Source organism: Brevundimonas sp. (assembly GCF_035626975.1).
Classification (GTDB): Bacteria; Pseudomonadota; Alphaproteobacteria; order Caulobacterales; family Caulobacteraceae; genus Brevundimonas.
The window spans coordinates 1-23,932 of sequence record NZ_DASPMQ010000028.1; the positions used below are offsets into that span (position 1 = coordinate 1).

26 protein-coding genes are annotated in these 23,932 nt (G+C 71.6%); 11 read left to right on the plus strand and 15 right to left on the minus strand.

The window, feature by feature from the left end; all coding sequences use genetic code 11:
- On the plus strand, nucleotides 1-204 hold a 204-nt coding region (locus VEB62_RS07240; RefSeq protein ID WP_324797402.1), incomplete at its 5' end, for a glycine zipper 2TM domain-containing protein.
- Between the two features lie 22 nt (nucleotides 205-226).
- Here the strand turns inward: VEB62_RS07240 and VEB62_RS07245 are convergent.
- Nucleotides 227-403: a hypothetical protein gene (locus VEB62_RS07245; RefSeq protein ID WP_324797403.1), complete on the minus strand. Its 177-nt coding sequence runs from the start codon at nucleotides 401-403 to the stop codon at nucleotides 227-229.
- A 208-nt stretch (nucleotides 404-611) separates the two neighbouring features.
- Here VEB62_RS07245 and VEB62_RS07250 point away from each other — a divergent pair, with 208 nt between their 5' ends.
- Both VEB62_RS07250 and VEB62_RS07255 read left to right on the plus strand, forming a co-directional pair.
- Entirely contained in the window at nucleotides 612-1,805 is a 1,194-nt protein-coding gene (locus VEB62_RS07250) for an aminotransferase class I/II-fold pyridoxal phosphate-dependent enzyme (RefSeq protein ID WP_324797406.1), read from the plus strand.
- On the plus strand, nucleotides 1,802-3,244 hold the full coding sequence (locus tag VEB62_RS07255) for a hypothetical protein (protein ID WP_324797409.1): 1,443 nt from the start codon (nucleotides 1,802-1,804) through the stop codon (nucleotides 3,242-3,244). Before VEB62_RS07250 ends, VEB62_RS07255 begins: the two co-directional genes overlap by 4 nt.
- Here the strand turns inward: VEB62_RS07255 and VEB62_RS07260 are convergent.
- Nucleotides 3,196-4,257 carry a hypothetical protein gene (locus VEB62_RS07260; RefSeq protein WP_324797411.1) on the minus strand — a complete coding sequence of 354 codons (1,062 nt, stop codon included), beginning with the start codon at nucleotides 4,255-4,257 and terminating at the stop codon, nucleotides 3,196-3,198. The genes VEB62_RS07255 and VEB62_RS07260 overlap by 49 nt on opposite strands.
- A 78-nt stretch (nucleotides 4,258-4,335) precedes the next feature.
- Here VEB62_RS07260 and VEB62_RS07265 point away from each other — a divergent pair, with 78 nt between their 5' ends.
- Nucleotides 4,336-4,677 (plus strand): Dabb family protein, encoded by a 342-nt coding sequence (locus tag VEB62_RS07265; protein ID WP_324797413.1) that lies wholly within the window; start codon nucleotides 4,336-4,338, stop codon nucleotides 4,675-4,677.
- Between the two features lie 9 nt (nucleotides 4,678-4,686).
- Here VEB62_RS07265 and tipF read toward each other — a convergent pair whose 3' ends face one another.
- Nucleotides 4,687-5,955, minus strand: a complete 1,269-nt coding sequence (tipF, locus tag VEB62_RS07270) for a flagella assembly cyclic-di-GMP phosphodiesterase TipF (RefSeq protein WP_324797416.1) — start codon at nucleotides 5,953-5,955, stop codon at nucleotides 4,687-4,689.
- Between the two features lie 107 nt (nucleotides 5,956-6,062).
- On the opposite strand from tipF, the gene VEB62_RS07275 reads away from it, so the two are divergent.
- A complete protein-coding gene (locus tag VEB62_RS07275; protein ID WP_324797419.1) occupies nucleotides 6,063-6,845 on the plus strand; it encodes an SDR family NAD(P)-dependent oxidoreductase in 783 nt (260 codons plus the stop codon).
- Between the two features lie 19 nt (nucleotides 6,846-6,864).
- A complete protein-coding gene (locus VEB62_RS07280) occupies nucleotides 6,865-7,764 on the plus strand; it encodes a lysophospholipid acyltransferase family protein (protein WP_324797422.1) in 900 nt (299 codons plus the stop codon).
- Between the two features lie 163 nt (nucleotides 7,765-7,927).
- On the opposite strand, the gene VEB62_RS07285 is transcribed toward VEB62_RS07280, so the two are convergent.
- From VEB62_RS07285 to xseA, 4 genes are all read right to left on the minus strand, one after another.
- The gene (locus VEB62_RS07285; RefSeq protein ID WP_324797424.1) at nucleotides 7,928-8,455 is read right to left on the minus strand and encodes a response regulator; all 528 of its coding nucleotides are present in this window, start codon (nucleotides 8,453-8,455) and stop codon (nucleotides 7,928-7,930) included.
- A 115-nt stretch (nucleotides 8,456-8,570) separates the two neighbouring features.
- Nucleotides 8,571-9,413: a M23 family metallopeptidase gene (locus VEB62_RS07290; protein ID WP_324797425.1), complete on the minus strand. Its 843-nt coding sequence runs from the start codon at nucleotides 9,411-9,413 to the stop codon at nucleotides 8,571-8,573.
- A complete protein-coding gene (locus VEB62_RS07295) occupies nucleotides 9,410-9,610 on the minus strand; it encodes a DUF2093 domain-containing protein (protein WP_324797428.1) in 201 nt (66 codons plus the stop codon). The genes VEB62_RS07290 and VEB62_RS07295 overlap by 4 nt, the downstream gene beginning before the upstream one ends.
- Before the next feature lie 49 nt (nucleotides 9,611-9,659).
- Complete coding sequence (gene xseA, locus VEB62_RS07300) at nucleotides 9,660-11,135, minus strand: exodeoxyribonuclease VII large subunit (RefSeq protein ID WP_324797431.1); 1,476 nt, start codon at nucleotides 11,133-11,135, stop codon at nucleotides 9,660-9,662.
- A gap of 135 nt (nucleotides 11,136-11,270) precedes the next feature.
- Here xseA and VEB62_RS07305 point away from each other — a divergent pair, with 135 nt between their 5' ends.
- Nucleotides 11,271-11,531: a hypothetical protein gene (locus VEB62_RS07305; RefSeq protein WP_324797434.1), complete on the plus strand. Its 261-nt coding sequence runs from the start codon at nucleotides 11,271-11,273 to the stop codon at nucleotides 11,529-11,531.
- Between the two features lie 52 nt (nucleotides 11,532-11,583).
- On the opposite strand, the gene VEB62_RS07310 is transcribed toward VEB62_RS07305, so the two are convergent.
- A complete protein-coding gene (locus tag VEB62_RS07310) occupies nucleotides 11,584-11,931 on the minus strand; it encodes a hypothetical protein (protein WP_324797437.1) in 348 nt (115 codons plus the stop codon).
- Nucleotides 11,932-11,999: 68 nt separating this feature from the next.
- Nucleotides 12,000-12,479, minus strand: coding sequence for a GNAT family N-acetyltransferase (locus tag VEB62_RS07315; protein ID WP_324797439.1), 480 nt, complete (start codon nucleotides 12,477-12,479; stop codon nucleotides 12,000-12,002).
- Between the two features lie 131 nt (nucleotides 12,480-12,610).
- Here VEB62_RS07315 and VEB62_RS07320 point away from each other — a divergent pair, with 131 nt between their 5' ends.
- On the plus strand, nucleotides 12,611-14,152 hold the full coding sequence (locus VEB62_RS07320; protein WP_324797441.1) for an alpha-N-arabinofuranosidase: 1,542 nt from the start codon (nucleotides 12,611-12,613) through the stop codon (nucleotides 14,150-14,152).
- Between the two features lie 112 nt (nucleotides 14,153-14,264).
- On the plus strand, nucleotides 14,265-15,539 hold the full coding sequence (purD, locus tag VEB62_RS07325) for a phosphoribosylamine--glycine ligase (RefSeq protein ID WP_324797445.1): 1,275 nt from the start codon (nucleotides 14,265-14,267) through the stop codon (nucleotides 15,537-15,539).
- 4 nt (nucleotides 15,540-15,543) lie between these two features.
- On the opposite strand, the gene VEB62_RS07330 is transcribed toward purD, so the two are convergent.
- On the minus strand, nucleotides 15,544-16,245 hold the full coding sequence (locus VEB62_RS07330) for a murein L,D-transpeptidase catalytic domain-containing protein (protein ID WP_324797448.1): 702 nt from the start codon (nucleotides 16,243-16,245) through the stop codon (nucleotides 15,544-15,546).
- Nucleotides 16,246-16,376: 131 nt separating this feature from the next.
- Between VEB62_RS07330 and VEB62_RS07335 the strand changes: the two genes are divergently transcribed.
- Together VEB62_RS07335 and VEB62_RS07340 are read left to right on the plus strand one after the other, a co-directional pair.
- Complete coding sequence (locus VEB62_RS07335; protein ID WP_414641995.1) at nucleotides 16,377-17,696, plus strand: metal-dependent hydrolase family protein; 1,320 nt, start codon at nucleotides 16,377-16,379, stop codon at nucleotides 17,694-17,696.
- Nucleotides 17,697-17,799: 103 nt separating this feature from the next.
- Nucleotides 17,800-18,270 carry a CHRD domain-containing protein gene (locus VEB62_RS07340; protein WP_324797451.1) on the plus strand — a complete coding sequence of 157 codons (471 nt, stop codon included), beginning with the start codon at nucleotides 17,800-17,802 and terminating at the stop codon, nucleotides 18,268-18,270.
- A gap of 3 nt (nucleotides 18,271-18,273) precedes the next feature.
- On the opposite strand, the gene lpxK is transcribed toward VEB62_RS07340, so the two are convergent.
- From lpxK to VEB62_RS07365, 5 genes are all read right to left on the minus strand, one after another.
- Nucleotides 18,274-19,287: a tetraacyldisaccharide 4'-kinase gene (gene lpxK, locus VEB62_RS07345; protein WP_324797454.1), complete on the minus strand. Its 1,014-nt coding sequence runs from the start codon at nucleotides 19,285-19,287 to the stop codon at nucleotides 18,274-18,276.
- Complete coding sequence (locus VEB62_RS07350; protein ID WP_324797456.1) at nucleotides 19,284-20,582, minus strand: 3-deoxy-D-manno-octulosonic acid transferase; 1,299 nt, start codon at nucleotides 20,580-20,582, stop codon at nucleotides 19,284-19,286. Before VEB62_RS07350 ends, lpxK begins: the two co-directional genes overlap by 4 nt.
- Nucleotides 20,579-21,163 (minus strand): GNAT family N-acetyltransferase, encoded by a 585-nt coding sequence (locus tag VEB62_RS07355; RefSeq protein ID WP_324797459.1) that lies wholly within the window; start codon nucleotides 21,161-21,163, stop codon nucleotides 20,579-20,581. Before VEB62_RS07355 ends, VEB62_RS07350 begins: the two co-directional genes overlap by 4 nt.
- Before the next feature lies 1 nt (nucleotide 21,164).
- The gene (locus VEB62_RS07360) at nucleotides 21,165-21,851 is read right to left on the minus strand and encodes a lysophospholipid acyltransferase family protein (RefSeq protein WP_324797462.1); all 687 of its coding nucleotides are present in this window, start codon (nucleotides 21,849-21,851) and stop codon (nucleotides 21,165-21,167) included.
- 163 nt (nucleotides 21,852-22,014) lie between these two features.
- The gene (locus tag VEB62_RS07365) at nucleotides 22,015-23,856 is read right to left on the minus strand and encodes an ABC transporter ATP-binding protein (RefSeq protein ID WP_324797465.1); all 1,842 of its coding nucleotides are present in this window, start codon (nucleotides 23,854-23,856) and stop codon (nucleotides 22,015-22,017) included.
- Nucleotides 23,857-23,932: the final 76 nt, after the last annotated feature.

Sequence of the window (23,932 nt, forward strand, 5' to 3'; positions counted from 1 at the left end):
CTGGGCGGTGCCATCGGCGCGGCCGTGGCCGGACGTGAGGACCGGGAGGCGGGCGCCGCCATCGGGGCCGCCGCCGGCTATCTGATCGGCCGCGAACTGTCCGAGGAGGACGATCCCTGCGGCTACGGCTTCGGCGGCTACAACCGCGACTACCGCTATGGCCGCGAGCGGGTCTACTGGCGCGACGACGACCGGCGCTGGTGAGGGACGCCGCCCCGGTAGCGACCTAGGGGCCGCCGGCCACCGCGCCGACGACGGCCATCGCCAGGGCCTCGAGATCGACGACGCCGTACACCGTCAGGGCGCCGTCGGCCTGGGTGACGATCAGGGTGTTCGTGGCCTCGGCCTGGCGCTCCAGTTCGGTCCGCAGCGCCTCCACGACCTGTGCTTCCATATCCGCCATGGGCTCTCCTCCGGCGCCCGGGCCGCTGGAGGCCGGGCGGGTTCCGGATAATCAACGCTCCGGGGACGAACCGGGTCCGGCGAGCGGGCCACCAGGACCCCGGCCGGATGCGCGATGACCGGGCCCGGGCGCGTGCGGCCGCGCCGCGCGGTTCTCTCGCCAGCATCGGCAAACTGTCCTAGGCTCGCCCCGGCGGGGAGGGGGCTCGATGTCGCGAATAGCCGTATACGAGCCGACCGTCGGGTCCGAGGAACTGGCCAATCTGGGTGAGGCGCTGGCCGCCGGCGAACTGATCCGCGGACGGTTCGCGACCCGGTTCGAGGCGCAGATCGCGGACTATGTCGGGACGCGCTTCGGGGTCGGCACCAACTCGGGCACGGCGGCGATCCACACGGCCCTGATGATCGCCGGCGTCAGGGCGGGCGACGAGGTCCTGATCACCACCCTGACCTTCATCGCGCCCGCGAACGCCATCGCCTACTGCGGGGCTCATCCGGTGTTCGTCGATGTCGCCGAGCATCACTGGCAGATGGATCCCGAGGCCACCCGCAGGTTTTGCGAGGAGGCGTGCCGGTTCGACGGCGAGCGGCTGATCAACCGGACCACGGGCCGGCCCGTGACGGCGATCGTCCTGGTGCATTTCCTCGGCATGCCGGCGGATGTCGAGGCGTTCCAGGCGCTGGCGGAGCGCTACAATCTGATCCTGATCGAGGATGCGGCCCAGGCGCTGGGCACGCGCTTCGGCCCCCGCATGGTCGGGGGTTTCGGGCGGGTCGGCTGCTACAGTTTCTACGGCAACAAGCTGATCACGGCGGGCGGCGGCGGCATGCTGGTCACCGACGATCCGGCCCTGGCCGAGCGCGCGCGCTATCTGATCAACCAGGCCAAGGACGATCCGGTGGAAACCCTGCACCGGACCATCGGCTACAACTACCGCATGACCAACATCCACGGCGCCATCGGCTGCGCCCAGTTCGACCGCATCGACCATCATGTGGCGCGCAAGCGGCAGATCGCGCAGCGGTACCGGGACGGGCTGTCGGGCCAGCCGGGCGTCACCCTGCCGGACGAGCCGGCGGACCAGTTCTGGACCTTCTGGCTGACCTGCATCCGGATCGATCCGGACCTGTTCGGCCTCGACGCGCGCCAGCTGCTGCGGCAGCTGGGCGAGCACGATGTCGAGACCATTCCGCTCTATCAACCGCTGCACCAGTCCGAAGCCCATGCCGGAGCGGTCCGGGTCGGAGGCCGGGTGGCCGAGGCCCTGCATGCGCAGACCCTGACCCTGCCCAGTTCGATCAGCCTGGGCGCCGACGACCAGGACCGCGTCATCGAACTGATCGTCGACGCGGGACGGCGGGCCCGATCCGCCCCGTCCTCCAGACGGTCGGCCTCGCCTTGAATCTGCTGTTCCTGTCCAATTGGGAGCGGACGGAGACGTGGATCGCGGCCGGTCGCGAACTCGAGCGCCGGGGTCACAGGGCGTTCTTCGCGGTCACGCGGGACGAATACCGGCGCAAGGCGCTGGCCGCGGGCTTCGCCGCCGACCGGATCCTGTGGCTGACCCGCCAGGGGGCGCGGGCCGCGGACATCGCGGCCCCGCTGGAGGATCTGGCCCGGCTGGAGGCGACGGCGGACATCCGCGTCTCCGACATCATCCTGATGGACCGGTTTCTGCGCTCGGAACGCCAGGACTTCGCGCTCCGCTACGCCGCCTATGTGCACGCCGAGCTCAAGGCCTTCATCGACCGGCACGACATCGGGCTGGCGATCGGCCAGCCCGACAACGTCCCGGACCTGCTGGCCGAGGCGCTGCTCAGGACGCGTGGCGGCCGCTATGCCGCCCCGTTCGAGTTCCGCATGCCCACTCGCCGATTCATGCTGTGGGACTCCCGGATCGAGGCGCGTCCGCACATCACCGGCGCGCCGACTCCGGCCGATGTGACCGGGGCGGAACTGGCGGAGGCGCGGGCGATCCGGGATCGGGTGACGAGCGGCGCCAAGATGCGCCAGGTCGAGGCCAGGAGCGGCCCGCCGGCGATCGGCGCGGGGTTTCTGAAGCGGCTGGCGCGGGGCTTCCTGCACCGGGCCCTGATCGTCTCGCGCCACGACGTCTACATGTACACGCTGCGAAGCGCCCTGTTCGACCTCCGCTACCACATGACGCCGATCAATCACCGCCGGCTGGCGCGGGTCTGGAACCGGCTGTTCGAACAGCCCCGTCCCGGCGAGCGGTTCGTCTTCTACGCGCTGAACTATGAGCCGGAGCATACGCTGGACGTCGAGGCGCCGCACTTCGTCTCGACCCACGAGACCGTCCGCAACATCGCGCGGTCGCTGCCGCTGGGGGTCAGGCTGTATGTCAAGGAACACCCGACCGGCCTGGGCCTGCGCGGACCGGCGGCGCTGGAGCGGATCAAGCGCCTGCCGGGCGTGCGCCTGATCGATCCGTGGGTCGACAGCCACGCCCTGATCAAGGCTGCCGAGCTGACGGTGTCGCTGTCGGGGACCGTGTCGCTGGAGGCCGCGATGTACGGACGGCAGACGGCCATCCTGTCGGACATCTTCATCGCCGGCTTCTCGACCTGCCGCAGGCTGAACGCGCCGTGGGAGGTCGGAGCGGCCCTGGCCGCGCCGCCGCTGGAGCACCAGCCGGAGGCGGATCTGCGCTATCTGGCGTGGCTGATCTCGAACAGCCATCCCGGAACGGTGATCGAGCCTCTCGTCGACCCGACGTCGCTGGATCCGGAGAACGTCGCCCGGATCGCCGACGCGATCGGCAAGATGATCGATCAGGCCTCGGCGAGCAGCACGCCGACCACCCGCCGCTCGCCGGACTGAACCATGCCGCCCCGGTGCACGCCGTCGGGATCGAACAGAATGGCGTCGGCCTCATCGGTGGTGAACCGGGTCTCGGCCCGCAGCAGCGCCGCGGCCATGGGGTGGTCGTCGCGCAGATCCGGGCCGAAGGCGGCCTTGCGCTGCAGCCAGGCGGGCAGGGCCGCGAACAGGCTGCGGGCGGCCGGTCGCGTCGACGACAGGCCGGCGTAGTCGTTGGCCTTGCGGATCAGCCGTCCCCAGAAGCGGTCGCGGGCCCGGTGGCTGCCCCGGACATAGCTGAACGGGCCGGTGGTCTGACCGACCTCGCCGACGTAGACGATCATCTTGGCGATCCCCCAGGCCGTGTCGACGTGACAGTAGTTGCAGGCCGGATCGGGCTCGCCCACGTCGGCGAACTGGCCGGTCCAGAAATCCGTCGCGGGGGTGTTCATCTGGGGGATCAGGTGGGCCACGGTCACCGGCCGGCCGAGCCGGGCGGACGCGGCCGCGATCACGCCGCTCCGGTCCATCAGCGCCCGGAACCAGGCGTAGACCTCGGGCGACGCCTGTTCGTCGATCCACAGGCGGTTGTCGTCGAAATGCCGGACGCCGGCCGAGACCGTCTGGCGCAACTGCTCGAACCAAGGCCGGGTCAGGGCTTCCAGCCGCGCCTTCTCGTCGTCGGTCAGGCGGAAGGCGTGGACGCCGTCGCGCGCGAGTGTCCCGGCGATGTCCGCGCCCGGGCCGGCGGCGAGGCGGGGCCCGGACGCACCGCCCAGACGGCGCAGGTTGTGGCGGACGGCGCCCGCGGCCAGCCGGTGGGCGTTGCGGGCCAGCCAGCGGCGGCGATCGGCGCCCGACGGCGGCTTGGGAAGGTGCTCAAGGTCGATCAGCCAGCGCCCGAGGGCGATCCCGGCCCCGCGGACGAACAGGGCGAGGGCGGCGAGGCGGGAGCCCCGCCCGCGATAGGCGGGGTGGCGGCCGTAGTCGATCCGCGGCAGCCGGTCGTGATCGAAGCGGGCCGGCGTCGTCATCGGACCTCGGTTACATCCAGCCCCTTGCCCGGTCTGGCGGAGAGCGTCAGTAATTCACCCGCAACGGTGGAGCGCAACATGAACCTTGTCGACGACGCCCCCGGCGAGCCCATGACCCATGTGGTGATGTGGCGGCTGCTGGAGACGGCGAAGGGGGGCTCGGCGGTTGAAAACGCGATCCTGCTCAAAGCCCGGCTGGAGGCCATGCGGGGACGGATTCCCGGCATGAGGCGTCTCGAGGTCGGAATCGACACGCGGCGGCGGGCGAACTCGTTCGACGTGGTGCTGATCTGCGACTTTGAAAGCCGGGCGGCGCTGGAGGCCTACCACGACCATCCCGTGCACACGGCGATCACATCCCTGGTCCAGGCCATCCGCGACGAGACCGTGATCGTCGACTATCCGACCGAGGCGTCCTGACGGCCGTTCCTACCCCATCCGCCGCCGGTGGTCGGCGCTGCGCAGGGTCGAGCGGATGAAGTCGGCCGGGGGGTCGGTTTCGGCCAGCACGGCCTCCTTGATGGCGCGGGGCTCGCCGAACAGGTGGCCCTGGCCGACGGAGATGTCGAGTTCGAGGATGTCGACGACCTGGCGTTCGCTCTCGACCTTTTCGGCGATCAGCTCGATGCCGTAGCGGCGGGTCAGGCCGGCGAAGTCGGCGGCGGAGATGTCGCGCAGGCTGGGCAGGGCCGAGGCGGCGTCGGTGTCGAGCAGGGTCTCGATCAGCAGGTCGGCCGCGACCTTCATGAACTTGACGTCGGAGCGCTGCAGGTCGGCGAAGTCGAGGTCGAGGGTCTGGACCTTGTCGATCGAGAAGCGGAAGCCGAGGTCGGCCAGCTTGGCCATGTTGCGGGCCTCGACGGCGCCGCGGGCGTCGAAGGTGGCCTGGCCGAGCTCGAAGATCAGGGCCTGGTTGAGGTCGCGGTTCTCGCTGAGGAAGTCGAGGAACTGCGGGAAGAAGGTCTCGTCGCCGAGCGAGGACAGGGCGACGTTGCAGAAGACGCCGACCTTGCGGTCCTGACGGGCGAGGCGGCGGACGATCTGGGCGCAGCGGAACAGCAGCAGGTTGTCGATGGCCGGGACCAGGCCCTCGCCCTCGGCGGCGGACAGGTATTCGGCCGGCATCATGACGCGGTCGTCGGCGGCGCGCAGGCGGGTGAAGCTCTCGTAGAAGATGGTCCGGCGCTGGGGCAGGGAGACGACCGGCTGGAGGTAGAGGTCGACGCGGTTCTCGGCCAAGGCCTCGTGGATGGTCTGGAGCAGGACGTTCGATTGCTCGCGGTGGCGGGCCTCGAAGGTGTTGGAGGGCGTCGGCTGGGAGACGCGCTGGTCGATCGACTCGCTCATCTGCTGGATCAGCGATTCCAGCATGCGGACCTCGCCCGACAGCTGTTCGGTCGAGGACAGGGCCCCGGTCTCGATGGCCTGGGCCAGTTCGGTGAGCGCGCCCTGGGTGGACTCCATGGCGTCGGCGAGCAGGCGGTGGGCCTCGCGGACCTGGTCGATCTCCTTCTTGAGCGAGGCGCGCTCGGCCTTGCCGGAGACCCAGGTGTGGATGGCCGCGAGCAGGCCGAGGGCGGCGATGCCGGCCGCCGCGCCCGCGCCGGCCCCGAGGCCCGCGCGCCACACGAAGGCGCCGACCGTCATGGCCAGGAACAGATAGCCGAAGAACAGGAAGCCTTGAGTCAGGGCGCGCATGGAAACGGTTGTTCCGCCTTCCCGGATGGAATCGCCCGAGTATCGGGGTATCACGACAGATCGCCTAGGCTTGGTGCACGGATTCTCCCCACTCTTCGAGGTTAACGATGGAATTGTTCGATCTGACCGGCCAGGTCGCGGTGATCACCGGCTCCTCGCGCGGCATCGGCAAGGCCATCGCCGAACGGCTGGCCGAGCATGGGGCGAAGGTGGTGATCTCGTCGCGCAAGCCCGGGCCGTGCGACGAGGTCGCGAGCGCGATCAACGCGAAGCACGGCGCCAAGGACGGCGAACCGCGGGCCATCGCGGTCCCGGCCAACATCGCCTCGAAGGCGGAGCTGCAGCGGCTGGTCGACGAGACCAACGCCGCCTTCGGCCGGATCGACATCCTGGTCTGCAACGCGGCGACCAATCCCTATGCGGGGCCGATGGCGGGGATCAACGACGAGCAGTTCGGCAAGATCCTGCAGAACAACGTGGTCTCGAACCACTGGCTGATCCAGATGGTCGCGCCGCAGATGCTGGAGCGGAAGGCCGGGTCGGTGATCATCGTCTCGTCGATCGGCGGCCTGCGCGGCAACGCCCTGATCGGGGCCTACAACATCTCCAAGGCGGCGGACATGCAGCTGGCCCGCAACCTGGCGGTGGAGTGGGGGCCGTCGAACGTGCGGGTCAACACCATCGCGCCGGGCCTGGTGCAGACCGACTTCGCCAAATACCTGTGGGAGAACCCCGAGCTGCTGAAGCAGGTGACGGATCCCGCCCCGCTGAAGCGCATCGGCCAGCCCGACGAGATCGCCGGGGCGGCGGTCTATCTGGCCTCGAAGGCGTCGAGCTACATGACGGGCCAGACGCTGGTGGTGGACGGCGGGATCACCATTGCCTGGTGAGGGTCAGAAGCCGGTCGGGTTGCGCCAGGATCTGATCTGGCGGCTGGAGGCGGTCGGGTTCGCGGGCTTCATCGGCTTCATGCGGCTGCTGGGCGTCGAGCGGGCGTCGGGGCTGGGCGGCTGGCTGCTGCGGACGCTGGGGCCGAGGACGGGGACGCAGCGGACGGTGATGCGGAACCTGCGTATCGCCTTTCCCGACATGGCGGCCGACGCGCGCGAGCGGCTGGCGCTGGCGCAGTGGGAACAGACCGGCCGCGCCTTCGCCGAGACCGCGGTAATGGACCGGCTGGTGGCCGAGAACCGCATCGAGGTGGTCGGACTGGAGCGGCTGCATGCGATCCGGGAGTCCGGGAAGCCGGTGGTCTTCGTCGGCGGGCATTTCGCCAATATCGAGACCCTGGCGGCGACCATCGTCGGGGCGGGCGTGCCGTGCCAGATCACCTATCGGGCGGCCAACAACCCCTATGTCGACGCCCAGATCATCGCGGCGCGGGCGCGGTACGGGGTGAGGCTGTTCGCGCCCAAGGGCGGGGACGGCGCGCGCGAACTGCTGGCCGGGATGGCGCGGGGCGAGTCCGTGGCGCTGATGAACGACCAGAAATTCTCGGAGGGGCCGGAGGCGACCTTCTTCGGCCAGCCGGTCAACGCGGCGCCGGGACCGAGCCGGCTGGCGCTGCGTTTCGGAACGGTGCTGCAGCCGATGTCGGTGGTGAGGCTGCCGGGGGTGCGGTTCCGCCTGACCGTCTATGAGCCGATCGCGCTGGAGAACACCGGCGACCGGCAGGCCGACATCGCCCGGGGCGTGCAGGCGATCACGACCTTCATCGAGGACCGGGTGCGCGAGAGCCCGGTCGACTGGTTCTGGGTGCACAAGCGCTGGCCCGACCGGGTCTATGCGGCGCTGAAGGCCGAAGAGTAGGGCCCGTGCTCACTTTCCCCGTCATCCTCGGGCTTGACCCGAGGATCAGACCGTCCGGCGCCCGGTGGAAGGCCTGCGGTCACGCTCGCGGGGCCGTCTCTATCGCACAGTCCCGCCCTGCATCTTATCCTCGGCTCAAGCCCGAGGATAACGGAGGTGGACGCTAGATGGTGACGATGTTCGCGGTGTCGGCGGCCTCGCGCGCGGCGTCGATGGCGCGGCGGAAGGGGCCGCGGTAGCCCGGCGCGGCGACGCGGCGGCGGTCCGGCCCGAAATAGCCCTCGGTCTTCACGAACGGCCGCGGTTTCCAGATCACCGACTGGATGCGGTCGAGCACGGCCTTGGCGGTGATCGGCTTGACGAGGAATTCGGTGACGCCCGCGTCGCGCGCCGCATAGACGCGCTCCTTGCCCGAATGGCCGGTCATCATGATGATCGGCAGATAGGGGTTGGCGCTGTCGGGGCTGTTGCGGACCAGGCGGGTGAACTCGACGCCGTCGAGCGGGAACATCTTGTAGTCGACGATGGCCAGGTCGACGGCATGGTGGCGCAGCATCTCCAGCCCTTCGCCGCCGTCGGCCGCTTCCACGACCTTGCGGATGCCGGCGGACTTGAGCACCGCCGAGGCGATGGCCCGCATGTGCTGATTGTCGTCGACGAGGAGGACCTGGATGGCGGCGAGGGATGGCATGAGGGCTGGCCGGATAAGCGCCCTGCGGCGCGCGAATGGCGAAGCCTAGGGGCCGATTGCTTACCGGTCCATGACTGACCGGCGATCAGGGAACCGCGTAACCGCTTACTCGCCCTCAGATTGCGACAAGAAGCGACGGGTCCAGGTTGCGGTTGCGCCATTTCATGCGCCAGCACAGGTGCGGACCGGTAGCGCGGCCGCTCATGCCGACGCGGCCGACCGAATCACCGCGCCGCACGTCCTGCCCCGCGCGGACGTCGAGACGCGACTGGTGCAGATAGGCGGTGATCAGGCCCTGGCCGTGGTCGATCAGGACCAGGCCGCCCTCGAAATGCAGATCCGGCTCGGCCAGGGTGACGCGGCCGGCGGCGGGGGCGCGGATGACGGTCCCCGCCGGCGCGGCGAGGTCGATGCCGTAGTGCGGCCGGGCCGGCGTGCCGTTGAGGACGCGCTGCGCCCCCCAGCGGCTGGTGACGCGGAACGCCGAAAGCGGCCAGACGAAGCCGTCGCGGAAATGATCGGCGTCGAGGCGGCCGGCGAAGCCCGCGGCCTTGAGCTCGGTCTCGCGGGCGATGCGGGCCAGCAGGGCGGGGTCGGACGGCTCGACCGTGGCGGGCGGGAGACCGTCGACGCGCGTCATGGGGAAGACGCCCGGCGCGATCTCGAGCGTGCGGCGCGCGGTGCGGCCGTCGGCGCGGGCCTCGATCTCGACGCTGGCGGGGGCGTCGCGGTCGAAGCCGACGACGAAGGCGCCGCCGGCGGAGGCGGCGGTCAGGGCCTCGCCGTCGACGAAGACGAGGGCGCGGGGCCAGGTGCGGCCGAGCGCGTGGCCGCCCTGGACGAAGCGGCCGGTCAGGACGAGGTCATCGGTCTGGCGGGCGGGGGAACGGGCGCGCGCGGCGCCCGGGGCGGCGAGCGCCGCGGCTCCGGCGAGGAGGGCGCGGCGGTCAGGGGTCATCGCGCCGGCATCAGCCGCTGCAGGGCCTGATCGGCTCCGGCGTAGGGCTCCTGCAGCGCCACCGACCAGTAGCGCAGGACCTCCAGCGCGATGGGCTTGCCGCTGACGGCGCAGATGACGAAGCGCCCGGGCTTGAGCACGGCGAATTCGCCGTCGCCGTAGTGGAGGGTCGCGGGTTCGGCTGGGGTGTCGCTCATGCCGTCAGGCTAGCCCGCTCGCGACGGCGGCGCCTAGAGCTTTCGCCTGTCAGAACAGGTCGCCCTGTCCGGGCGGCGGCGCCTTCGGGCGGAGCGGGGCGGCCGGCCGGGCGCGGACGGGCGGCGGACCGTCGCTCTCGCCGTCGATGTGGGCGCCGCGCGAGCCGTCGGCGAAGACGAGACGGACGGCCTGGCCGGGCTGGAGGGCGGCGGCGGCGGCGATCATGGCCCCGTCTTCCGCGTCGACGCGGGCGAACCCGGGCTTGGGCGTTCTCGGGTTGAGGCTGGACAGCGCGCGGGCGAGGGCGGCGAGGCGGTCGCCGTCGCGCTCGAGCCGGCGCGGCAGGGTGGGGGTGAAGCGGGCGGCGGCGGCGCCGAGGCGGTCGCGGCGGCGTTCCAGCGCCCGGTCGAGCACGGCGGGCGACAGGCGGCCGGCGACGGTGATTAGCTGGCGCTCGTGCACGGCGACGTTGCGGTGCAGGGCCGAGCCGAGGCGGCTGCCGGCGTGGTCGAGCCGCTGGCGGGGCAGGGCCAGCAGGTCTTCCGGCCGGACGGGCAGGCCGCGGGCGATCGAGCGCAGCCGGGTGCGGCGCTCCTCGATCAGGCGTCCACCGGCGCGAACCAGCCGCCGGTCGAGGTCGAGGACGGCGGCGCGCAGATCAGCCAGCACCGGGGTGGCCATCTCGGCGGCGCCCGTGGGCGTGGGCGCGCGGCGGTCGGAGACGAAGTCGATCAGGGTGGTGTCCGTCTCGTGCCCCACCGCCGAGATGATCGGGATGGAGGCGGCGGCGACGACGCGCGCCAGGCCCTCGTCGTTGAAGCACCACAGGTCCTCGACCGAGCCGCCGCCGCGGGCGACGATCAGCAGGTCGGGGCGGGGGATGGGCCCGCCGGGCTTGAGGGCGTCGAAGCCGCGGATGGCGTTGGAGACCTGGCCGCAGGCGGCCTCGCCCTGGACCACGACCGGCCAGACGATGACCCGGCACGGCCAGCGCTCGGCGATGCGGTGCAGGATGTCGCGGATCACCGCCCCGGTCGGGCTGGTGATGACGCCGATGACGGCGGGGAAGGTCGGGATCGGGGTCTTGCGGGCGGGGTCGAACAGGCCCTCGTCCCGCAGCTTGACCTTGAGCCGGTCCAGCTGGGCCAGCAGGGCCCCCGCGCCGGCCGGCTCCATGGTCTCGATGACGATCTGGTACGACGACCGCGCCGGATAGGAGGTGATCTTGCCGGTGACGATGACCTCGAGCCCGGTCTCCGGCCGCACGCCGAGCCCGCGCGCCTGGCCCTTCCAGACCACGCCGTCGATGGCGGCCTTGTCGTCCTTGAGCGTCAGATAGACGTGGCCCGAGGCGTGGTGGTTGACCTTGGAGATCTCGCCGCGAAGCCGGACGTGGCCGAAGCGGTCCTCGAGCGTGCGCTTGAGGGCGAACGACAGCTCGGAGACCGTCTGGGGCGGATTGTTGTCGCGGGGCGCCGCCGGTTCGTCGGCCGGGCCCTCGAAGACGTAGGAGTCGTCGCTCATCGGGGGAGACTAGCGGGGGCGAGGGGCGGGGGAAACGGCCGTGCCGGCCATTTCGGTGGCCGCCGCAATGCGGGTGCGTCAAGCCTTGGCGGATCGAGGGAGATTGCCGATGCGTCCGCTGGCGATCGCACTGCCGTGCCTGGCCCTGCTGGCGGCGTCCTGCGCCTCGGCCCCGCCCCGCCCGTCGTCGATACGCCGCCCTCGCCGGCGACCCCCGCCGCCGCCGGTTCGATGATCATCACCGGCGTCCCCCCGGGGTATGAGGCGGATGTGCTGCTGCTGGCGCGCAACCCGCTGACACGGATCGAGAACAGCCGCAGCATCGTCGCGGTGATCGTCGATGGGGAGCGGGTGTCGAACGTGGTGTCGGCGGATCAGGCTGGCGAAGCCCCCTGATCCCTGGCGGCCGTTGCGAGGGCGGTCAGCGGACTCCGGGTCCGGAAACCCCTTACCGACCGTTCGAGAACGCGATGCTGACGTCCACACGATCGCCTTCCGTAGGGCCGTCCGCAGACATTTCTATCCGGGCGCCCCGATGCATGGCGGCCATCGCCGCGCTGCCGAAACCGTTCCCTTTGGGCGTCTCGGTCTCGATCTGGCAATCGCTGAACGCGCCCCTTGCCGTAACGGTGCAGATCAACCGGGCCTCGCCCCGGCTCGACCTTGCCCGGGTTGGAAACTCGGGTTGCGGGCGCGCCAGAAAGGTAACCTCATCGCCGGTCCAAAGTCGCGGCGCGGCGGCCTCCTGAGGCGGATCGCCCGCCAAGGCGAACAAGACCATCAAACTCGCAAACATGAATATTCCCTCCGGATTCCCGGAAGGATTGTCCACTCCGCCCAAGTCCGCAATAGGCGAAAGCCGGCCTACAGCTCCAGCCCCATGAACACCGTCCCCTCCGGCGTCGGCGCGTAATAGGGGGCGATCCGCTCGAAGCCCATCTTGCCGTAGAGCGCCTGGGCGGCGGTCATGCTGGCGAGGGTGTCGAGGCGGAGCTCGCGGTAGCCGAGCGCCCGGGCCTGATCGACCACGGCCTCTGTCAGGGCGCGGCCGAGGCCGAGACCGCGGGCGGCGGGGAGGAGGAACAGCCGCTTCATCTCGCAGCAGCCGTCGTCGGCGAGGGGGCGCAGGCCGACGCAGCCGAGCGGGGCGCCGTCGCCGTCGCGGGCGAGGAACAGCTCGCCGGCCGGCGGGGCGTATTTCCCGGGCAGGGCCGCCAGTTCGCCGCCGAAATCCTGGTAGCCAAGGTCGACAGGCAGGGAGGCGGCGTAGCCGGCGAACAGGTCGGCCGTGGCCTGCAGGTCATCCGCGGTGCGGACGGGGAGGATGCGGAAGCCGGCGGTCATGGCCTCAGGGAGCAAAGTTCCGCACCGCATGCAATCGGGACGCCGCCGCCACATTGATTACTCCGGGTGTTACCGCTACCACTGGTCAAAATACGATCATTTGTAAAAACCTGGAGGGGCGCGTGGCTGTCATGACAAGGTTGTTCCCGGGCCTCGCCGTCGCCCTCGCGCTGGCCCTGCCGGCGGGAGCCGCGTCCGCGCAGACCCTGAATGCGAGCGGCGAACTGCGGCTCGACCAGCCCGGGCCGGTGATCGCGCCGGAGGTCTATGGCCAGTTCATGGAAGAGCTGGGGACCGGGATCGCCGAGGGGATCTGGGTCGGCGAGGGCTCCGACATCCCCAACACCCGCGGGTTCCGCAACGATGTCGTCGGGGCGCTGAGGGCGCTGAAGGTCCCGGTCGTGCGCTGGCCGGGCGGCTGCTACGCCGACATCTACCACTGGCGCGACGGGATCGGACCGCGCGACGAGCGCCCCGTGACCCTGAACCGCTGGTGGGGCAACAAGGAGGAGAGGAACGCCTTCGGCACGCACGAATTCTTCGAGTTCGCCGAGCTGATCGGGGCCAAGACCTATCTCAGCATCAACGTCGGTTCGGGCACGCCGCAGGAGGCGGCGGAGTGGGTCGAATACATCACCTCGAGGAGCCGCTCGCGCCTGGCCGAGATGCGCCGCGCCAACGGGCGGGAGGAGCCGTGGAAGATCGACTACCTCGGCATCGGCAATGAGCCGTGGGGCTGCGGTGGACGGATGAAGGCGCCGTTCTACGCCGACCTGATGCGCCAGTATGTCGGCTTCGTCACGCCCAGCGAGTCGGGCACGACCGTCGTGGCCGCCGGCCCCACCTCCGATGATGTGGAGTGGACGCGCACCCTGATGGCCTCGGGGAGCGGCAATTTCGACGCCCTGTCGCTGCACTACTACACCCTGCCGACCGCCGACTGGGCGGCGAAGGGGGCGGCGCTCGGCTTCGACGAGGCCGAATGGGCGGCCACCTTCGTCCAGACCTACCGGATCGAGGGCATGATCGCCGCCCATGACGCGGTGATGGACCAGACCGATCCCGCCGGGAAGACGGTGCTGGCCGTCGACGAATGGGGCTCCTGGTACGACCCGACGCCGGGCACGAACGCCGGCTACCTGCAGCAGCAGAACAGCCTCAGGGACGGGCTGCTGGCCGCGGTGAACTTCAACATCTTCCACCGCCACGCCGACCGGGTGCGGCTGGCCAATATCGCCCAGATGGTCAATGTGCTGCAGGCGATGATCCTGACCGACGGGCCGCGCATGGCGCTGACCCCGACCTATCACGCCTTCGAAATGTACAAGCCGTTCCAGGGCGCCACCGTGCTGCCGCTGACTATCCAGTCGCCGGCCTACGGGTCGCTGAAGGCGGTCGACGGCACGGCGGCGCGGGGGCTGGACGGCAAGATCCATCTGGCCCTGGTCAACCTCGATCCGGACCAGGCGGTCGAGCTGTCGGTGTCGGTCGCGGGCGGATCGGCGCGGACGGTGTCCGGCCGGGTGCTGACCGCCGACGCCATGGACGCGCACAACAACTTCGACGCGCCGCGGGCGGTGGAGCCGCGGGCGTTCCGGGACGCGACCCTCGCGAACGGCCGGCTGACCGTGCGGCTGCCCGCCAAGGCCCTGGTGGTGCTGACGCTCGAATGAAGGGGGGCCGGACGCGTTTGCGCCGCGGCTTCGCCCAAGGCGGCCGCGGTAACGACCGGTTGATCGCGCTCGGCGCTTGACCGCCTTCGCGGGTGCGGTCATTGCCCGGGGGATGAATATCCTGCTGGTGGGATCGGGCGGACGCGAGCACGCCCTGGCGTGGAAGATCGCCCAGTCGCCCCTCGTGCGGCGGCTGGTCATCGCCCCGGGCAACCCGGGCATGGACAGGCTGGGCGAGCGGGTCGCGCTGAAGGTCACCGACGCGGACGGCCTGTGCGCCCTGGCGCGCGAGATGAAGGCCGATCTGGTGGTCGTGGGGCCGGAGACGGCGCTGGAGGCCGGGCTGGCCGACCGGCTGGCGGTGGCCGGCATCCCCTGCTTCGGCCCGACGAAGAAGGCGGCCCAGCTGGAGACGTCCAAGGCCTTCTCCAAGGCCTTCATGGAGCGGCACGAGATCCCGACCGCCGGCTATGGCGTCTATGAGCGGCTGCACGAGGCGCGGCAGGCGCTGTCGGTGTTCAAGCCGCCCTATGTGATCAAGGCCGATGGGCTGGCCGCGGGCAAGGGGGTGGCGATCAGCCCCAACAAGCGCGAGGCCGAGGGCGAGATCGAACGGATGCTGGGCGGGCGCTTCGGCACGGCCGGCGCCCGGGTGGTGATCGAGGAGTTCATGGACGGCGAGGAGGGCTCGCTGTTCGCCGTCTGCGACGGCCAGCGGGCGCTGCTGCTGGGCGGGGCGCAGGACCACAAGCGGGCCTATGACGGCGACCTGGGACCCAACACCGGCGGCATGGGCAGCTATTCGCCCGCGCCGGTGTTCACGCCGGAACTGGTCGAGGCGGCCGAACGGACCGTCGTCGAGCCGGTGATGAGGGGCATGGCGCGCGAGGGCATGCCCTACCGCGGCGTGCTGTACGTCGGGCTGATGGCCACGGAAGCCGGGCCCAAGGTGGTCGAGTTCAACGCCCGCTTCGGCGATCCGGAGTGCCAGGTGCTGATGATGCGGCTGGACGGGGACATCGTGCCCCTGCTGCTGGCCTGCGCGCGCGGCGACCTGAGCCGGGTCGCGGCGCCGGGGTTCCGCCCCGAGACGGTGATCTGCGTGGTGCTGGCCGCCAGCGGCTATCCCGACAGCCCGCTGGAGGGGTCGATCATCCGCGGGGCCGAGCAGGATTTCGGTCCCCACGTGCAGGTGTTCCACGCGGGAACCCGGCGCCGCCACGACGGCCAGCTGGTCGCCGCCGGGGGGCGGGTGCTGAACGTCTGCGCCCGGGGCAAGGACATCGCCGAGGCGCGGCAGCGGGCCTATGCGGCGGTCAAGAAGATCGACTGGCCGGGCGGGTTCCACCGGACGGACATCGGGTGGCGGGCGATGGAGCGGGAGTAGGGGCTCACGCCCAGGCGAACAGCAGGCGCCCTTCGCCCATGCGTTCGCGCAGCACCGGCAGGTCGTGGTGGGCGACCGAGAAGCAGCCGTAGCTGCGGCCCAGCTTGCCTTCGCGGGCGAGGAAGGCCGGGTCGGCGTAGTCGGCGCCGTGGACGATGATGGCGCGCTCGCGGGCCAGGTTGTTGGTGTATTCGAGCCCGTCGAGCAGGACGTTGGGCCCCTGCTGGGCGCCGTAGCCCGCGCCGGCGGTGACGTAGGCGCCGACCGAAGACATGTAGCTGTCGGGGGTGTTCGAGAAGCGCTCGGCGAAGCCGGTGTGGGCCGGGTCGGAGCCGCGGCCGTGGCTGGTGCGCATCAGGGTGACGGCGCCGCCGTGCAGGTCGACCTCGTACAGGCGCTCGTCGCCCGAGAATTTCTTGAAGTCGACCAGATACATCCGGTCGCGTTGGGTGATGCGGTCCCTGTGGATGTCGAGGGCGGCCGTGGCCCGCTCCATCAGCTCCCGGCGCACCGACCCCCGCGGATCGAGCGGGCGGGTGGAGTTGAGCTGGGAGGTGATGACCTGGGGCGCGCGCTGGATCTGGACAGCGGGGGCCTGCGCGACCTGGATCGGGACGAAGCCGGCGGCCGGACGGGCCGCCGCCGTGGCGCACCCCGACATCAGAGCCGCGCCGCCCAGAATGAATCCACGTCTCGCCAACTGCATGCGACGCCCCTCGCACGTTCAAGAAGTCACGGGTTGTTTCAAATCATGACGTCCGGAGCAACCTGAGCCTTGGCGGAAACGGACAGCCGTCTAAGGTGCAAGGGTTGTTCCGGAGGGGTTTCGTGAAGTCGATCACATCGCTGTTGGCGGCGACCGCCGTGTTTCTGGCCGGGGGCGTTGCAGCGCAAACGCCCGCCGGCGCCCCTGTTTCTCCCGCCGGGGGAACGACGTTCGTGCAAGTGGGGCGGCTTTTGGCCGATCCCCAAACCGGCGTTGTGCAGCGCGATAAAACTCTCGTGATCAGAGGGAACCAGGTCGTCGAAGTGCGCGACGGCTTCGTTTCGGGCGACGGGGGCGAGGGCCGGATCGTCGATCTGCGCGACTCCTTCGTGCTGCCGGGGCTGATCGACAGCCATGTGCACCTGACCAGCCAGCAGAACCCGAACGGCCGGCTGGAGACGGTCACCCAGTCCAACGCGGAACGGACGATGGTCGGCGCGCGGCATGCCCGCCGGACGCTGCTGGCCGGCTTTACGACCGTGGCCGACCTGGGCGGGACCAATGAGTCGGTGTTCGCCCTGCGCGACGCCATCCGGCGCGGCGACGTGCCGGGGCCGCGGGTGATCGCCTCGGGCCAGTCGGTGTCGATCCACGGCGGCCACGGCGACATCAACGGTTACCGTGAGGACGTCATGCATCTGCTGTCGTCCGAGAGCGTCTGCTCGGGCGCCGAGGACTGCATGCGGGCGGTGCGGCTGCAGGTGCGGTCGGGGGCCGACATCATCAAGATCACCGCCACCGGGGGCGTGCTGTCGAACACGGCGGCGGGGCTGGGGCAGCAGTTTTCGGACGCGGAGCTGGCGGCCATCGTCGACGCGGCCCACCGGATGGGCCGGCAGGTGACGGCGCACGCGCACGGCGGCGACGGGGTCAACAGCTTCCTGCGCGCCGGCGGCGACTCGATCGAGCACGGGACCTATCTGGACGACGAGTCGATCCGGCTGTTCCGGCGCGAGGGGACGTATCTGGTGCCGACCCTGCTGGCCGGCGATTTCGTGGCGCGGGTGGCCTCGGGGCCGAACAATTTCTTCACCCCGGCCCAGACGGCCAAGGCGCTGGAGGCGGGACCGAAGATGCTCGATATGGCCCGCCGGGCGCATGAGGGGGGGGTGCGGATCGCCTTCGGCACCGACAGCGGGGTTTCAGCGCACGGCGACAACGCCCAGGAGTTCGCCCTGCTGGTGCGGGCCGGGCTGACGCCGCTGGAAGCGATCCAGTCGGCGACCGTCGGAGCCGCGGCGCACCTGCGCATCGACGGCGAGGCGGGGCGGATCGCGGTCGGCATGCCCGCGGATCTGATCGCGGTGGCCGGCGATCCGCTGGCCGACGTGACCGAGCTGGAGCGGGTGCGGTTCGTGATGAAGGGCGGCGTGGTCCACCGGGCCGATTGACGGGCGCCAGCCGGCGACCGCGGGGAACCGTTGGAGAACGCCGGTGTTGGAAGGGCGCAGGCCGCAGAGTCCTGCGCGTCATGCCAATAGCGAGGACGCCATCATGACCCCCGACTCCCCTCCGTTTTCCGGCCGCCGCCTGGCCATCCTTGCCGTCGCGGCCCCATCGCTCCTGCTGGCCGCCTGCACGTCGGCGGACCTGGGCATGGACGGCTCCACAGTCCTGACGGCCGCCATGACGGGCGCCGCGGAGGCGCCGGGGCCGGGCGACCCCGACGGCAGCGGTTCGGCGACGATCCGCATCGATCCGCTGGCGGCGGGCCGCGTCTGCTACGACCTGTCGGTGACCGGGGTCGCGCCGGCGACCGCGGCGCACATCCACCGGGGCGGCCTGGGCGTGGCGGGACCCGTGGTGGTCACGCTGACCGCGCCGACAGCCGGCTCGAGTTCGGGATGCGTTGACGCCGCGGCGTCACTCGGGGCGGAGATTCTCGCCATGCCCGCCGCCTTCTACGTCAACGTCCATAACGCCCCCTATCCGAACGGCGCGGTGCGCGGCCAGCTCGTCAACTGACCGTCAGCCGGCGGCCAGGGCCGCCCGCAGGGCCGCAGAGACGGCCGCCGGGTCCTCGAATGTCGCCTTGACGGGCCAGCTGATCACGCGCGCGCGCCACGCGGGCGGCAGGCGGGACCAGTCCTTCTCGGTGGTGATCAGCCGGGCGCCGAACTGCTCCGCGCGGTCGGCGAGGAAGCGCAGGTCCTGTTCGCGGAAGGCGGCGTGGTCGGGGAAGGGCGCGAAGTCGACGAGGTCGGCCCCGGCCGCCTTGAGCGAGCGCTCGACCTTCCACGGCTTGGCGATGCCGGCGAAGCCGATGAGCGGCCCGGGCGGCGGCGGCGCGGCGGGCTGGAGGCGGGCGATGAAGACGGGCAGGGCGCCGAACGCGGCGATCAGCTCCGGATCCGCCCCCGGCGCGTCGGCGGGGAGCAGGACGACCACGGCGTCGGCGCGGGCGAGGCCGGCCTTCAGCGGCTCGCGCATCGGCCCCGACGGGAAGACCGAGCCGTCGCCGAACGGCCATTCGTGGTCGCGGGTCTCGCCGTCGACGACGACGAGGCTGAGCGCCTTCTCCAGGGCCGGGTTCTGATGGGCGTCGTCAAGGACCAGCGCCCGCGCGCCGGCGGCGGCGGCGGCCCGGGCCCCGGCGACACGGTCGCGGGCGATCCAGGCGGGGCTGTCCAGCGCCAGCATCAGCGGCTCGTCGCCGACGTCGGCGGCGGTGTGGACGGCGGGATCGACCCGGACCGGGCCTTCCAGCCGCCCGCCGTAGCCGCGCGACAGGGCGTGGGCGTCGACGCCGTCGGCGCGCAGCAGACACAGGATCTCGCGGGCGACCGGAGTCTTGCCCGAGCCGCCGACGGTCAGGTTGCCGATCGAGATCACGGGGACGCCCGGATCGTACGGCGCGGCGCGGGCGATGCGGCGGGCGGTGGCGGCGGCCCAGACCCACGACAGGGGCTTGAGCAGCATCCGGGTCATCGGCGCGTGGCGGCGCTCGCGGTCGTACCACCAGCGGGGGGTGTTGAGCTTCATCGCCGGCCGCTCCGGGGCGGCGCGGGCGGCAGCAGCGGCGCCAGGCCGTCCCACAGCCGGTCGAGACCGGAGCCGGCCTCGGCGGCGGCGCGGCGGCCGCGCTCGCCCATGGCCCTGGCGGCCTTTTCGTCGACCAGCAGAGGGGTGATGACCGGGGCCAGGTCCCACGGGGCGTCGACCACGGCCAGGCCGCCGGCGTCCACCAGGGCCCGGGAGACGGCGGCCCAGTTGCTCATGTCCGGGCCGGTGACGGCGGGCTTGCCGAGGCGGGCGGGCTCGAGCGGGTTGTGGCCGCCGACGGGCGGCTTCTCCAGCGCGGCGGAGAAGGAGCCGCCCATGACCACGACGTCGGCGAGGCGCAGGAACAGGCCCATCTCGCCGAGGGTGTCGGCGACATAGAGGTCGGTGTCGCGGTCGGGCTCGCGGCCGTCCGAGCGCAGGGCGAAGCGGTAGCCGTCGCGGGTCAGGGCGGCGGCGATGTCGCCGCGGCGCTCGGGGTGGCGGGGCACGAGGATCAGGCACAGGCGGTCGGCCAGTTTGTCGAGGGCGCGGACCAGGGCGATCTCCTCGCCGTCGTGGGTGCTGGCGGCGACGACCACGGGGCGGTCGCCGATGGCGGCGCTGAGGCGGGTGAAGGCGCCCGGGTCGTGCGGCGGGGCCGCGCCCGCCAGCTTGAGGTTCACATGGCCGTCGATGCGGGCGCCGAGGCTTTCGAGCCGGGCGGCGGAGGTCTCGTCCTGCGGCAGGACGCGGTCGAAGGCCGACAGGATTTCGCGCGCGGCGCCGGGGAAGCGGCGCCAGCCGTCGACGGTCTTCTCCGTGATGCGGGCGCTGGCGAGGACCAGCTTCACGTCGCGGCGGCGCGCCTCAAGGATCAGGTTGGGCCACAGCTCGCTCTCGACGAAGACCGCGGCGCAGGGCCGCCAGTGGTCGAGGAAGGCGCGGACGGCGCCGGGCGTGTCCACGGGCGCGAACTGATGCAGAACCCCGGCGGGCAGGCGTCTGGCCAGCAGGGTGGCCGAGGTCAGGGTGCCGGATGTGACCAGCAGGCCGAGGTCGGGGCGGCGCTCGCGCAGGCGTTCGACCACCGGCAGCAGGGACAGGGTCTCGCCGACGCTGACGCCGTGCAGCCAGACCAGATTTCCGGCCGGCCGGGCGGCGGAGGCGAGGCCGAGGCGCTCGTCGACCCGGGCGGGGTCCTCCTTGCCCTGTTTGGCGCGGGCGTCGAGCAGGCGCGGGACCAGCGGCTCGAACAGCCGGGTCAGGAGCCGGTAGGCGATCAGGGCGGGGCTCATGCCGTCGCCTCGAAGGTCTGGCGGTCTATCCGGTGGAGGGCGCAGCGACGGAGGTCCGGATGGGCGGTCAGCGCCGGGTGGTCGAAATCCCCGGCGGCGTCGGCGGTCATGCCGAGGCGCTCCATCACCCGGATCGAGGGCGTGTTGGCGCGGGGCGCCACGGCGATGATCTGGTCGAGGCCGTGCCGGCCGAAGCCGAAGGCCATCGCGGCGCGCGCGCCCTCGGTGGCGAGACCCTGGCCCCAGCACCGCGGATCCAGACGCCAGCCGACCTCGACCGCGGGCAGAAAGGGCGCCTCATAGGCCGGGCGCGACAGGCCGATGAAGCCGGCGAACGGAAGAGCGTCGGTTTCGACCGCCCAGAAGCCAAAACCCCAGGCGCGGAAACGGTCCTGGATCGAGGCGGTCAGGGCGTCGCTCTCCGCGGCGCTCATCAGGCCGGGGAAATAACGCATCACCCGCGCGTCGGCGTTCAGGGCGGCGAAAGCGCCCGGATCGCCGCTCCGCCAGGGACGCAGGCGCAGGCGCGCGGTCTCCAGCACCGGCGCCTCGGCGAACGCGATGTCCGGCCGCTCGCCCACCTCAGACCCGCTCCAGCCCGGTGACGGCGTCGGCGGCGGCCTCGACGGCTGTGGTGCGTTCGGTCCAGTCGGCGACGACGTCGGCGAGCTCCGCCCCCGCGGGGAACCGCGAGACGTCCCAGACCACGGCGCCCTTGCCGAAGGGCAGGGGGATCAGGGCCTTGTCCCAACTCTTCAGACGGATGGCGGGGTTGCACGACAGGCCGAGGAACAGGACCGGGGCCTTCGACAGTTTGGCCATCAGCGGCAGGCCCTCGGCCATGCTGCGCACAGGGCCGCGCGGGCCGTCGGGCGTGATGGCCAGGCCGCCGACCTTGAGCTGGCGCAGGCCGTCGCGCAGGGCCTGGGTTCCGCCCTTGTCGCGGTCGGCCTTGGCCTTGTTGGACGACGAGCCGCGGACCGCGGGGATGCCGAGCTGGGCCACGGCCTTGGCCACGAACTCGCCGTCGGCGCTGCGCGAGATCACGCCCTTGACCGGCGGGGCGCGGTCGAGCGGCCAGCTGTACGGCGCCAGCGAGGTGCGCGAATGCCAGAACACGACCAGGGCCCCGCCGCCCTGTTTCCAGACGGCCTCGGCGAGCTCCTGATTGTGGTGTTCCCAGCGGATCGTCGCGTAGCAGAAGCGCATCCACCGGGCGAGGATCCAGGCGAGGACGCTCTGGATCGCCGGATTGCGGAGCGGCCTCAAAGCCCTTCCCCCTGGAGGGGGGAAGGGTTGGGACGGGGGTGGAGGACGAAGCTGCAGGCGCGGTGTCGCTGACCTCCACCGAGCGAGGGCAACCGCCGCCACCCCCATCCCCGGCCCTTCCCCCCTCCAGGGGCAAGGGAGGCTTCCACCAATCCAGCGTGAGTCACGAAACCGCCTCCACCGTCACCGGCTCGCCGTCCAGCGACTGCTGGCGGGCGAGGCGGGCATAGAGGCCGCCCTTCCTGACCAGCGCGGCGTGCGAGCCGGTCTCGACGATCCGGCCGGCCTCGACGACGTAGATGCGGTCGGCGTTGCGGACGGTCGACAGGCGGTGGGCGATCATCAGGGTGGCGCGGCCCTGCATCAGCCGCTCGAGGGCGGCCTGGACCAGGGCCTCGCTCTCGGTGTCGAGGGCCGAGGTGGCCTCGTCGAGCAGCAGGATGGGGGCGTCCTTGAGGAAGGCGCGGGCGATGGCGATGCGCTGGCGCTGGCCGCCCGACAGGCGCAGGCCCGCCTCGCCGGCGCGGGTCAGATAGCCCTCGGGCAGGGCGGTGATGAAGTCGTGGGCGGCGGCGGCGGCGGCGGCGGCCTCGATCTCGGCCTGCGAGGCGCCGGGGCGGCCATAGGAGATGTTGGCGGCGAGGGTGTCGTCGAACAGGAAGGGCTCCTGGGTGACCAGGGCGATCCGCGAGCGCAGGTCGTGCAGCTTCAGTTCGCGGATGTCGCGGCCGTTGAGGCTCACCGCGCCGGCGGTGACGTCGTAGAAGCGCGGCAGCAGGCTCAGGATGGTGCTCTTGCCGCCGCCCGAGGGTCCGACGAGAGCCACGGTCTCGCCGGGCGCGACGGTCAGGGACACGTCCGACAGGGTCGGGGCCCCGCCCTCGGCCGCCGGGGCGTAGGCGAAGCTGACGCGGTCGAAGGCGATGGTGACCGGACCAGGGGGCAGGGGCGCGGCGTCGGGCGCTTGCCGGATTTCCGGCTGGATATCGAGGGCGCCGAACAGGCGGCGGGCCGCGGTCAGGCCCTCGGCCATCACCGTCTGGAGATTGGTCACCTGGCGCAGCGACTGGCCCGCCGCCATCAGCAGGCCGATGTAGGCGGCGAAGGCCCCGACGGTCATCGCCCCGTCGCGGGCGCGCCAGCCGGCGTAGGCCATGACGGCGGCGACCACGAACATGGCCACGAGGTTGGAGAAGGGGCCGGCGAAGGCACGGCTGTCGGCGGACTTGATCACGTGGCGCTGCCGACGGGCGACGACCTCGCCGACGCGGGCCTCCTCGGCCGCCTCGCGGTTCTCGATCTTGATCAGCCGGACGCCGTCGAGGTTCTCCATCAGGGCGGTCGACAGGTTCGAGGTCTCGACCATCGCCCCGGTGGTGGCCTTGCGCATCCGCTTGCCGAAGCGGCGGATGACAAAGGCGATGATCGGGGCGCCGAGAAAGACGATCGAGGTCAGGCGCCAGTCGGTCCAGGCCATGTAGGCGAGCACGGTGACCAGGGTCAGGGCGTGCTGGGTGTAGTTGACCACCCCGTTGGTGAAGGCCTCGCGCACCAGGTTGGCGTCGAACAGCACCGAGGAGACGAAGCCGCCGGAATGCTGGCTGCGCAAGCGGGCGAGGTCGGCGCGGATCATCGAGCCGAACAACCGCACCTGGATGTCGCCGACGATGCCGTGGCCGAGCCGGTTGACGAGGGCCGCCTGGCCGAGGGCGGCGACGGTCCAGATCAGGCCGGCGCCGATGATGATCAGGGGGATGCCGGTCAGGGCCTGGCCGGGCGGCACGGTGAACAGGCCCCAGATGGTCACCGGCTTGCCGAGGAACAGGCCGTCGATGGCCGGCTCGAGCAGCTGAAGCACGGTGGCGGCCATGACGCCGACCACGGCGGCGCAGGCGATCGACAGGAACAGCGCCGTCCGGTGATGCGAGAGATAGTCGCGCCAGATCCGGGCCAGCAACGGGCGCAGCGGCTCTCGTTCGTCGGCGGCGGGCGCGGGCGTCGTCATCGGTCCGAGGTCGGACGGGCCGGTAAGGAAGTCAAGCGGGAAGGGGCTGCTGATCCCGCTGGCCCTCCAGAGATGC